Raw genomic sequence first — 10,964 nt, 5'->3', positions numbered from 1 at the left:
GTTCAACGCGTCGTCGCGAGGCCGCGAAGCAATCCAGGGGGCTGGGCAGGTTCTGGATCGCTTCGCCGCTTCAGCCAAAGCATTTGCGCTCGGGCCGAAACTCACCTCACACGACGTAACTCGTAAGCGAGACTTAAAAGGACAGTGACGAGACGATCCGCACCCTCTGGCCCGGATCGAGCTTCTGAACGCCGAGGGCGACGATCTTGGCGCCCTCTTCGACACCGCCGGTGATGACGACGTCGTTGCTCTCGTAGGACTTCACCGCGACCGGCTTCAGCGTGACCGCGCCGTTGTCGTCGACGACGTAGAAGGACGGCTTGCCGCCTTCGTTGAACAGTGCCGACAGCGGCAGCCGCGCGACGCGCTCGGAGGCGGCGTCCGACAGCGTCAGCGTCGCGGTCATGCCGAGCGAGACCTTGTCGTCGGCCTCGGGGAGCGAAAATTTGGCGAGATAGGTGCGCGTAGCGGGATCCGCGGTGGGCGCGATCTCGCGCAGCCTGGCCGTATATTTTTTGCCCGGCTCCGACCAAAGAGTGACGCTGGCGGCGCCCGATTTGGCACGTCCGACCAGCGTCTCAGGGATCGCGACGACCGCTTCCTTTTCGGCAAAGCGGGCGACACGGATCGAGGTCTGGCCTGCGGCAACCACCTGGCCAGGCTCGATCAGCGTTGCGGTGACGACGCCACGGGCGTCGGCGTTGAGCGTCGCGTAGGAAAGGGAATTGTTGGTCAGCTCGACCGAGCGCTCGGCCCGGTTCAGGCGGGCACGCGCCTCGTCGGCGGCGGCGCGGCTCGAATCCAGCTGCGCATCGGTGGTCCAGCCCTTGGCCTTCAAATCCTTGGCGCGCTGCTCGGCCGCGGCGGCCTGGGCCAGGACGCCGGTCGCAGCGGTCTGTTCGGCGACGGCTTGCTCGGCCTGGAGCTTCAGATCGACCTCATCGAGGACCGCGAGCGGCTGGCCGATTTCGACGGTCTGGCCGACTTCGACCAGACGCTTGGCGACCTTGCCGGCGACCCGAAAGCCCAGATCGCTCTCGATCCGCGGCCTGATCGTGCCAACGAAGCTGCGTTCGGGCTTTTCGGCATCGTAGTGCGCGGTGGCGACCAGGACCGGCCGCGGCGGCTCGGCCTTTTCAGCAACGCTATCATTGCACCCAGCGAGGGCGGCAGCCATCAGCGCCAACGAAACACCCGCCAAGAGCTTCGAATAGCTGGATAAAACGGTTCGGACGAACATCGGAGGACACTCCCTCGGCTGCAATGAGAGGAATGTCGACTAATCACTGATAAAAGTCAATAATCGTCAGTTATCAGGAAAGCGTGATCGTTAAGGGGTGGTTGCCGCCCGGCTGCTCTTGCCGAAGCCTGACCTGTTGGAAGAGAGCGTCGCGCCGCGGGCCCCAGGGACCGCGCGGAAATGGGCCCTGGCTTTCGCCAGGGCGATATTTCGAGGCTACCGCGCCTGTTCGACGAACTCGTGTTTGCTGTCGTGGCCGCCGATGAAGACCAGGATGCCGGCGATCAGCGGCAGCACCGCGAGCACGAGCAGTCCGCTCGAGGTCTGGCCGGTGGCTTCCTTGACCCAGCCGATCAGATACGGACCACCGAAGCCGGCGAGATTGCCGATCGAGTTGATCAGGGCGATGGCGCCGGCCGCCGCCGTGCCGGAGAGCCAGGCGGTCGGCAGGGTCCAGAACACGCCGAAGCAGCAGAACACGCCGATCGCGGCGACCGTCAGCACGATCATCGTCAGGGTGGGGTCGGTGAGATAGCTGGAGACGCCGAGCGCGATGGCGGTGAGCAGCAACGGCGCGCCGACATGCATCACGCGCTCGCGCGTGGCATCGGAATGCCGTGCCCACAGGATCATCGCGATGGTGCCGAACAAATAGGGGATCGCGGTGACGAAGCCGGTCTGGGCGTTGGTGAGGCCGAACGCCTTGACGATCTGCGGCAGCCAGAACTGCATGCCATACAGCGCGCCGACGAAGCCGAAATAGACCAGGCTCAGCATGATCACCTTCGGTGAGGTCAGCGCCTCGCCGAGCGACAAATGCTTCACCGCCTGCTTGGCCGCGATCTCGGCATCGAGCTTGGTCTTGAGCCAGGCCTTCTGCTCGGCCGAGAGCCAATCCGCCTTCTCCGGCCTGTCGGTGAGATAGAACCAGGTGACGATGCCGAGCAGCATCGAAGGGATGCCCTCGATGATGAACAGCCACTGCCAACCCTTCAGGCCCATCGCGCCGTCGAGCCCGAGCAGCAGGCCGGAGACCGGGGCGCCGATCACGGTGGAGACCGGCACGGCGATGGCGAAGGCCGCGAGGAAGCGGGCGCGATATTCGGCCGGATACCAATAAGTGAGATAGAGGATGATGCCGGGGAAGAAGCCGGCTTCGGCGACGCCGAGCAGGAACCGCAGCACGTAGAAGCTCGTGACGCCGCTCGTGAGCGCCATCAGCGCCGAGATAATGCCCCAGGTCACCATGATGCGGGCGATCCAGCGGCTGGCGCCGAACTTCTCCAGCGCCAGATTGCTCGGCACCTCGAAGATGAAATAGCCGATGAAGAAGATGCCGGCGCCCCAGGAGAAGATCAGCGGGGTGAATTTCAGCTCGGCATTCATGGTCAGCGCAGCGAAACCGAGATTGACGCGGTCGAGATAAGAGAAGAAGTAGGCCAGCACCAGGAACGGGATCAACCGCCATGAGATGGCGCGGATCGTCGAGGTCTCGATTTCCGACTTGGCTGCGCCGGTCGAACCGGCATAGGTCGTGGTCTGGCTCATGGCTTCCCCCGAGGTTGTTGCTTTTATGGGCTGATCCGGGGTTTTGAGCATCGCCGCAAAAGAGTCAATGGAGCAAGCAATGCATCAGGCGCAACCGGTCAAACCCATTGCGCCGTTACGGACATCGCTGATCCGCGCCGGTCTGGCGCTGGCGGTTATTGCCTGCGGACTCTCACTGCGCTGGTACGGCTTTCCGCTCGGCCTGCCCGCCTTCGTGGTGAAGTACGGCGGCTCGCTGCTATGGGCAACGATGGTGTTTCTGCTGGTCGGCGTTTTGCTGCCAAGGCTGTCACGGGCGCGGATCGCGGCCATTGCGATGGCGATCGCGGTCGTGGTCGAGTTCTCCCGGCTGGTGCATATGCCTTGGCTCGACGCGTTCCGGCTGACCACGGCCGGGGCGCTGCTGCTCGGGCGCATCTTCTCGCTGTGGAATCTGGCGGCTTATGCGATCGGGATTGCGTTCGGCGTTTGGATCGATCGATTGGCGGGGATGCGTAGGGTGGATTAGCGAAGCGTAATCCATCCTACGATCAGTCGGCCAGTTGAAACCGCTCAAAACGATCGAGCTCCTCCTCGATCTTCCGTTTCAGCTCCTTGCGTCCCGCGGTCTTCTTCCCCTCGCCGACCCAGGTCCATTTCTGCATCAGCAGCTTCTTTGCCTGCCGGTCGGTCTTCAGATCGAGCGCGGCGACGATCTCGTCGCCGACCAGCACGGGGAGCGCGAAATAGCCGAGCTTGCGTTTGGCCTTCGGCACATAGGCCTCGAACAAATGGTTGTAGCCGAAAATGAGATTGGTGCGCTTGCGCTGGATGATCAGCGGATCGAACGGCGAGAGGATATGGACGAGATCCGGCGGCGCGCGCTCGCCCGGCTCGAGCGCGGCCGGCAGTGCCCAGTACTCCTGCTTGCCGGCACCGTCGATGGCGACAGGCACGAGCTCGCCACGGCGGACGCGCGAGGCGATCAGGGCAGCCACCGCCGGCTTGCGCGGCGCGTCGAGATGGCAGACCGAATCGAGGCTCACGACACCTTGCGATCGCAGCGCGCGATCGAGCAGATAGGCCGTAATGTCCTTTGCCGACGCCGGCTTCGGCAGCTTGTCCCAGCCGAAATGGCGCGTCATCAGCTCATAGGTCTTGAGCATGCCCTGGCGCTCGCTGACGGTCACGACACCGGTATAGAAGGCGAGCTGCAACGCCCGCTTCGAGGGTTTTCGGCTTTGCCAGAGATGTTCCTTCTCGGTGAGCACGTCGTCCTCGATGTCGCGGATCGTCAGCGGACCGGCGCGCACCAGCCGCATCACCTTGCGCATGTCGGCAGGCTTCACCGAGGCGAACCATTTGTGCCCCTCGCGGCGGTGCTCGCGCATCGCCGGCAGGAAGAAGCGGAAATCGCCGGCCGGCACGTAGGACAGCGCATGCGTCCAATATTCAAACACGCTCTTGTCGACGCTCTGCGCGTGGCGCAGGTCGGCGCGGCGGTAGGACGGGATCCGGCTAAACAGGATGTGGTGATGGCAGCGCTCGATCACGTTGATGGTGTCGATCTGCACATAGCCGAGATGGGCGACCGCGTCGGAGACGGCTTGCGCGCCGTCACCGAACGGCGCGCGCTCGTCCAGCCGCTGGGCATGAAGCCAGATTTGCCGGGCCTGTGTCGTGGTGAGTGGAATCGGTTTGGGCGCGCGGGACATTGCAGGAGGGAATGTAGCGGGATTCGCGCCGGGAGAAAGAAGCGGACTGGACGCAGCAAAAGAAAAGCCGCGCTGTCATCTGCTGACAGCGCGGCCGCTTGGCGTGGCCGAGGCCCTATTTCATCATCATGGCCTTCTGCGCCTTCATGTAATGCATGCAGCCGCCCTTCATCTTGCCATTGCTCATATCGGTGTTGGCCATAGCCATTTCCTTGTTGGCCGCGACCTTGGCCGGGGTATCGGCCGTGCCCATCATCATGGCTGTCGATTTCATCATGTTATCGCCGGTGCACGCCATCATGGCGGCGGATGCCGGCGAAAGGGAAAGGGTGAGCGCGACAAAAGCGGCGGCTGTGAGCAAGATCTTCATCGAAAAGTCTCCTCCGTAAAACGAAACCGGCGTCATGCCGGCCTTCGCAATACGTATTCTCCGGCGAAGACGTTTCGTAGAGAAGACAATTTTCTTGCTGCGGTGCGAAGACGGAGGGCTCAACGGCCAGCTTTCGGGGCTTTGGACCGGTCGCCAACGCTGCCTGTTGCGACATCGGGTTCGCACGAGGCCTTGCCGCGCTCCTCCGCCTGGCAGCGATAGACACTGCCGGTGAGACGATCGAGCAGCCACATGTTCTCGTCGGTCGGCGCTTGAAGCCCGACATAGCGGGAGGTCAGCCCCGTGATCAGGGTCGACAGCAGGATCGCCACCGCGATCATCGCCGCGCCGACGTAGATGGGCATGGAGCTCAGGGACACGGTCCGATCCGGCGGGCCACTGCGATAGAACTGGTAATCACTCGGCCTCGGCACTGGATGGAACTCGGCTCCCTTCGTTGCGCTTATGGGAGGCTCCACCCTAGGCGTCCATCTGGCCGAAAAATTGTCCGCGGACAGGCCATCGCGCGACGGCTTTGCGACAATCGGTCAGCACAGGTTTCACCGAGTGAACCGGGCCCCGGCCCCCGAGCGGCACCTGGGCGCGGCGGTCCTCAGTGATGCGGATCACGACAGGACTGCGACGGCTCGAACGCTCGCCGGGCAGCGTGCGACCACTCTCTTCACGCGTTGGCGTCCGTCCTCGGAGTGGACCGCGGGTCGGCCCTCCACGAACCCGAAACCGCTCGAAATTCGCTGCCATGGCCCCGGAGGGCCCCGTTTCCACCGTGACCAAGATCACACCAGGGGTTTTGAACCTGCCCTATGCTTGCAGCATCAAATAGCCATCAGGCGTCACAACGAGGATACGACAATGACCCGTTTCAATAAGTCTATTGCACTGAAGGCGATTACCCTCTCGGCACTTCTGTCGATGACGGCCGGCTTGGCCATGGCCGGCGACGGCAATGTCTCGACCAACCAGATCCTGGATGCATTGAAGCCGAAGTCGACGACCCGCGGCCTGTCCGCAGGTCCGCAGGTCGATCCGGCGGTGCAGGCCAAGGAATCGACGTTCCTGAACACCGTGCGCAACCGCTCGACGCGGTCGTTGTCGACGGGCGAGCGCGAGCAGATTGCCGAGCTCGCCGCGACCAAGCCGAAGATCGATCTGGAGATCCAGTTCGACTACAACTCGGCCGACATTGCCAAGACGTCGGTGCCGTCGGTGCAGGCGCTCGGCAAGGCGCTGTCCGATCCCTCGCTGAAGGGCTCGACCTTCGTGGTCGCCGGCCACACCGATGCGGTCGGTACCGAGGGATACAATCAGGGGCTCTCCGAGCGGCGGGCCGACACCATCAAGAAATATTTGGTGCAGAACTACGGCCTCACCGGCACCGATCTCGTCACCGTCGGCTACGGCAAGACCAAGCTGAAGGACACCGCCAACGGCGCCGACCCGATCAACCGCCGCGTCCAGGTTGTGAACATGGACACCAAGACCGCGTCGAAGTAATTTCCAGGTCATCGCCCATCAAAACGCCGCCTGCCGTCCCCCCGGCAGGCGGCGATGTCATATCCAGCTTTGGAAAAGCATCAGCCGGTTGAAGGTCTGCATCGACGTGCCGACGAAGGCCGCCGAGATCGGCAGCATGGCGGCAAAGCCTGCTGCCGCGACCGCGACATAGGCCCACAACAGCCAGCGTGGCAGACCCTCCCGGCGCAGCACGTAGACCAGCGCGAGCGACGCTACGGTCGCGGCCGGCAGATAGTAATAGATGAAGGCGAGCGTGCGCGGCAGCAACGCCCAGGCGAGCCAGGATCCGAAATAGAAGACCGAGATCAGGAACGCATCCCGGCGACGCGCGACGACGAAGTCGCGCAGCACGACGGCGAGCGCGAGCAGCGCCGGCCACAGCACCAGGGGGTTACCGAGGAAAACGACCGCGGAGACATTGTCGTCCGCGCCCTTGTCGAACAGGAACCACACCGGGCGCGCGAGCAGCGGCCATGACGGCCACGCGCTCATATAAGTGTGGCCGGCGATGGCAGTGGTGGTGTTGTCGGCGAAGATCCGGCGCTGCGCCTCGACCAGATTCGGCAGCGACGCGCCATAGAGCGGGACGAAGGCCGCAAGATATGTCGCCGCGGGCAGGACGATGAAGCAGAGCACGACGTGATGTAATCTGAAGTCGGGCCAGAGATCGGGCCGGTACCAATCCCCCGGCTTCGCGTCGGCAAACATAGTTTGCCAGCCCTGCATCAGGCGGATCACCGCGATGATGACGATGCAGATTCCGAGCGGAAACAGGCCGCTCCATTTGCAGGCCGCAGCGCAACCGAACAAGCTGCCGGCAGCCGCGAACAATGCGTGAGGCCGGTCCTTTCGAAACCCGTGCATGAAGGCGGCAATCGCGAGCAGGCCGAAGCCGAGTGCAAAAATGTCGAGCATCGCGATGCGCGCCTGCACGTACAGCATCTGGTTGCAGCCGGCGATCAGCGCAGCGGCGATCGCAGGCCCTTGCGCGGCGAACAGCGCGAGGCCGCACAGGTAGATCGCGACGATCGCGAGGGCGCCGAACAACGCCGCGGGATAGCGCCAGCCCAGCGCGGTGTCGCCGAAGGTCGCGATCGATAGCGCGATAAGCTCTTTCGCCAATGGTGGATGCATCGGATTGAGCATCGGTTGCGACATCGCTGGCGCCATCATCTGCCGCGCCGCCGGCACGTAGTGCACTTCGTCGAAGACGAACTTCTCCGGCGTCGTGAGGCCTATCAGCAGTGCGAGATGCGCGACCAGGAAAATCGCGACAGCAATCACTGCGCTCCGCGACACCTTCGGAACCGCCGGCAAGTCGAGTCGCATTTGTGGGGATATTTTGCGTGGCAAATTTGCGTCACCGCGGAGAATAATAGAGATCGCGGTTTTCATTGAACGCATTCTGCCGCAACTGTCACTAAGCATAACGCAGGTCTCGCGCTGCTTGTGATAATTCCGCCACATCGCAAGCGCGCCTGATCCGGTACGATCAGGGACACATCGATCGGTTGCGAAATGAATTTGCGTTTCTGGCTTTTCTCCACGCTGTTGTCGACCGCCTTGTGCGTGGCCCCTTGCGCGCAGGCGCAGACGCGCGTCGGTGAAGCCGTCGTGATCCAGAATGAAGTCGTTCGCGTCGCCGCGACCACGACGCCGATCAGCGTCGGCGACAGCATGCTCCGCGACGAGACCGTGCGCACCGGCGCCAGCAGCGCGGCGCGCTTCGTGATGGCCGACAGCACCAATCTGTCGCTCGGCCCGAGCGCGACGCTCAAGCTCGACCGCACCGTCTTCAACGATGAGCACAGCTATCGCGACGTCGCAATCCGCATGACGACTGGCGCATTCCGTTTCGTCACCGGGCATTCCGAGAAGACCGCCTACAAGATCACGACCCCGCTCGCGACCATCGGCGTGCGCGGAACCACACTCGATATCCTGTCCCAGCGCGGCCGCTCGGTCGTCGTGCTGCAGGACGGCGCCGCCAGTGTCTGCACGACGAGCCAACAATGCGTGCAGCTCACCCAGCCCGGCGACACCGCAATCATCACCTCGACCGGCGGCAAGGTCTCTATCAGCAAAACCAACACGCCGCCCTGGACCTTTGCCGCGACCTGCGCCGCGAGCGCGGGACTGTGCGCGGTCAACCAATATGCGGACGCATCGCCGACCATCACGCCCGCCGTCCATGACGACGGCATGCTGTGCGGACGCTGAAGATGGCGATATCCACCAACGTCATGCGCTTCACGCTCGCGAGCGTGCTGACCGCCGTGGCTGCGTTTGCGTTTGTCGCGGTCGATACCCGTCCGGCGGCAGCCGCTACGATTTGCGAACCCGAGTGCGGAGGGCCGACGCCAACCCCGGCGCCGAGCTATTCCCCCTCGCCGACGCCGACCTACAGCCCCTCGCCCTCGCCCAGCCCCTACCCGTCATCGTCGCCGAGCCCTTACCCGTCCTCCTCGCCGAGCCCGACGCCGACACCGACCGGCGCGGATTCCAGCGGCGGCTCGATCGGCGGCCTTGCCAATCAGCGCTTCAACCAGATGATCACCAACCGGGTGCTCGGCACGGTGCTGCTCGGCGTCAACGAGCAGGTCAATTGCAGCAACTGCGTCAGCGCGTTCGGCTCCGCCGGCTCGTTCTCGGCCGGCATCCACGGCCGCAAGGAGCTGACCAACAATCTGTCGCTGCTCGCCGGCATCGCCTACACGCAATACAGCGAAGGCGGCTACAACATCACCAGCGCGCCGATCGGCGCATTCGCGCTGCGCTATGACTTCACCGACTGGGGCTCGTCGCGCCCGTTCTTCGACGTCGGCACGATCCTGACGCCGTGGGAGAAGGCGCGCTACACCCGCAGCTACAACACCAGCCTCGGCCCGGTGAGCGTCACGAGTTCGACCAACGCCGCGAACTACGCCGTCTACGGCCGCGCCGGCTGGATAAGTCGCGTGTCGCCCCGCGACGAGGTCGCCGCCTCGATCGAGGTCTGGCAGCTCTGGCAGCGCGTCTCGGGCTACACCGACAGCGCAGTGGCGTTCAATCCGTTCGACGCCAGCATCGCGACCGGCACCGACCGCACCAGCCTGGTCAAGATCGGGGGCCAGTGGACGCATCTCTACGGCAGCAATATCGAGGCCAACATCAACGGCGGCTGGGTGCAGTCATTCGCTGCCCATAGCGGCATCGTCGCCACCGTGACCGGCGACGGCGTGGTGGTGCCGACCATGGGTAACCAGGGCTGGTTCGAGTATGGCGGCCGGCTCGGCTTCCGGGTGCAGAAGGGCTGGATCGTCGACCTGTTCGCCAACGGCACGCTCGGCCCGCAGCCGGTCGGCAACACCATCCATGGCGGCGTGGGGCTGCGGATCAATTATTAGCGGCGGGCCTTCGCCTCAAATTCCGCTGTCATGCCCCCGCTCGACCGGGGCATGCAGTACGCCGCGGCCTATCGATTGACCAACGGCCGACTCGGCGTACTGGATCGCCCGGTCAAGCCGGGCGATGACAGTGAGTATGTGGCAAGGGCACGCCCTTCACGCCGCCGACTTGCCCTCGAACGCGCGGCGCAAGGTTTCCACGTCCAGCTTGACCATCTTCATCATGGCCTGCATTGCGCGTGCGGCAGCCGCCTTGTCGGGGCTCGAGAGGAATTCAAACATCACCTTCGGCACGACCTGCCAAGCCACGCCCCAGCGATCCCTGAGCCAGCCGCACTGCTCTTCCTTGCCGCCATGGGCCAGGAACGCATTCCAGACGCTGTCGACCTGGGCCTGATCGTCGCAATGGATCATCAGCGAGATCGCGTGGGTGTATTCCATTTTCATGCCGCCGTTGAGCGCGACCAGGGACTGTCCCGCCACCGAGAACTCGACGACGAGCACGGAGCCTTCCTTGCCGGAAGGGCCATCTGAAACGTTGCGCTGAACGTGCGCAATCTCCGAATTCGGAACGAGCGAGACGTAGAATTTCGCGGCTTCCTCGGCATCGCCGTTGAACCACATGCAGGGCACGACCTTGGACATTATGAATGCTCCTCTTCGGTTTCTTGCTGTCGTGGGCTCAGATCAGGCGTTCGCCATGTCGGACTGCGCCGCGAAGGCTGCCATGTCCATCCAGTTCACGCCCCACATGTGGCCGTCCGGATCCTCGAAGCTGCGGCCGTACATGAAACTGTATTCGTCCTTCGGGCTGGGATCGGCGACCCCGCCTGCAGCCCCGGCCCTGCTGACGATATCGTCGACCTCGGTCCGGCTGTCCGCGGACAGGCAGAACAGCGCCTGGTTTGAGGTCTTTGCATCCGAGATCGGCTTCGGCGTGAACTGACGGAATTTCTCGTGGGTCGTCAGCATCGCGTAGATGGTCTCGGAAAAGACCATGCAGCTCGCTGTTTCGTCGCTGAATTGCGGGTTCCTGATCGCACCGACCGCCTCGTAAAAGGCAGTGGCGCGCTTGAGGTCGGTCACGGGCAGATTGAGGAAAATCATCCTGGGCATCGGAGCTCCTTGGGCGGGGTTCTGCCCAAGGACGGACGGCCAAGCGGCGATCCGACACGGCTTCCGGATCTTTT

The 10,964-nt window shown here is 63.8% G+C and carries 12 protein-coding genes; 4 read left to right on the top strand and 8 right to left on the bottom strand.

What is annotated here, in order from left to right; genetic code table 11:
- Window positions 1–133 precede the first annotated feature (133 nt).
- Together IVB45_RS08480 and IVB45_RS08475 are read right to left on the bottom strand one after the other, a co-directional pair.
- Complete coding sequence (locus IVB45_RS08480) at window positions 134–1,240, bottom strand: efflux RND transporter periplasmic adaptor subunit (RefSeq protein WP_247357067.1); 1,107 nt, start codon at window positions 1,238–1,240, stop codon at window positions 134–136.
- A 216-nt stretch (window positions 1,241–1,456) separates the two neighbouring features.
- On the bottom strand, window positions 1,457–2,788 hold the full coding sequence (locus IVB45_RS08475) for an MFS transporter (protein WP_247357068.1): 1,332 nt from the start codon (window positions 2,786–2,788) through the stop codon (window positions 1,457–1,459).
- Between the two features lie 79 nt (window positions 2,789–2,867).
- On the opposite strand from IVB45_RS08475, the gene IVB45_RS08470 reads away from it, so the two are divergent.
- Complete coding sequence (locus IVB45_RS08470) at window positions 2,868–3,296, top strand: DUF2809 domain-containing protein (protein ID WP_247357257.1); 429 nt, start codon at window positions 2,868–2,870, stop codon at window positions 3,294–3,296.
- Window positions 3,297–3,318: 22 nt separating this feature from the next.
- On the opposite strand, the gene IVB45_RS08465 is transcribed toward IVB45_RS08470, so the two are convergent.
- The 3 genes from IVB45_RS08465 to IVB45_RS08455 form a co-directional block, all read right to left on the bottom strand.
- Window positions 3,319–4,482 carry a crosslink repair DNA glycosylase YcaQ family protein gene (locus tag IVB45_RS08465; protein WP_247357069.1) on the bottom strand — a complete coding sequence of 388 codons (1,164 nt, stop codon included), beginning with the start codon at window positions 4,480–4,482 and terminating at the stop codon, window positions 3,319–3,321.
- 115 nt (window positions 4,483–4,597) lie between these two features.
- Window positions 4,598–4,852 carry a hypothetical protein gene (locus IVB45_RS08460; protein WP_027568519.1) on the bottom strand — a complete coding sequence of 85 codons (255 nt, stop codon included), beginning with the start codon at window positions 4,850–4,852 and terminating at the stop codon, window positions 4,598–4,600.
- 119 nt (window positions 4,853–4,971) lie between these two features.
- On the bottom strand, window positions 4,972–5,217 hold the full coding sequence (locus IVB45_RS08455; protein ID WP_027568518.1) for a hypothetical protein: 246 nt from the start codon (window positions 5,215–5,217) through the stop codon (window positions 4,972–4,974).
- 508 nt (window positions 5,218–5,725) lie between these two features.
- On the opposite strand from IVB45_RS08455, the gene IVB45_RS08450 reads away from it, so the two are divergent.
- Window positions 5,726–6,367, top strand: coding sequence for an OmpA family protein (locus IVB45_RS08450; RefSeq protein ID WP_247357070.1), 642 nt, complete (start codon window positions 5,726–5,728; stop codon window positions 6,365–6,367).
- A 57-nt stretch (window positions 6,368–6,424) separates the two neighbouring features.
- Here IVB45_RS08450 and IVB45_RS08445 read toward each other — a convergent pair whose 3' ends face one another.
- Window positions 6,425–7,855, bottom strand: a complete 1,431-nt coding sequence (locus IVB45_RS08445; RefSeq protein ID WP_247357071.1) for a phospholipid carrier-dependent glycosyltransferase — start codon at window positions 7,853–7,855, stop codon at window positions 6,425–6,427.
- 51 nt (window positions 7,856–7,906) lie between these two features.
- On the opposite strand from IVB45_RS08445, the gene IVB45_RS08440 reads away from it, so the two are divergent.
- Window positions 7,907–8,608 carry a FecR domain-containing protein gene (locus IVB45_RS08440; protein ID WP_247357072.1) on the top strand — a complete coding sequence of 234 codons (702 nt, stop codon included), beginning with the start codon at window positions 7,907–7,909 and terminating at the stop codon, window positions 8,606–8,608.
- Between the two features lie 2 nt (window positions 8,609–8,610).
- Entirely contained in the window at window positions 8,611–9,774 is a 1,164-nt protein-coding gene (locus tag IVB45_RS08435; protein ID WP_247357073.1) for a hypothetical protein, read from the top strand.
- Between the two features lie 156 nt (window positions 9,775–9,930).
- Here the strand turns inward: IVB45_RS08435 and IVB45_RS08430 are convergent, their stop codons facing one another.
- Window positions 9,931–10,419, bottom strand: a complete 489-nt coding sequence (locus IVB45_RS08430) for a VOC family protein (protein WP_247357074.1) — start codon at window positions 10,417–10,419, stop codon at window positions 9,931–9,933.
- Between the two features lie 42 nt (window positions 10,420–10,461).
- Window positions 10,462–10,890 carry a VOC family protein gene (locus tag IVB45_RS08425; protein ID WP_247357075.1) on the bottom strand — a complete coding sequence of 143 codons (429 nt, stop codon included), beginning with the start codon at window positions 10,888–10,890 and terminating at the stop codon, window positions 10,462–10,464.
- Between the last annotated feature and the right edge of the window lie 74 nt (window positions 10,891–10,964).

Origin of the sequence: Bradyrhizobium sp. 4 (genome assembly GCF_023100905.1) — a bacterium.
In the GTDB taxonomy this organism is placed as follows: Bacteria; Pseudomonadota; Alphaproteobacteria; order Rhizobiales; family Xanthobacteraceae; genus Bradyrhizobium.
Note: the sequence above shows the minus strand (reverse complement) of the source record. Positions and strands in the feature narration are given on the sequence as shown.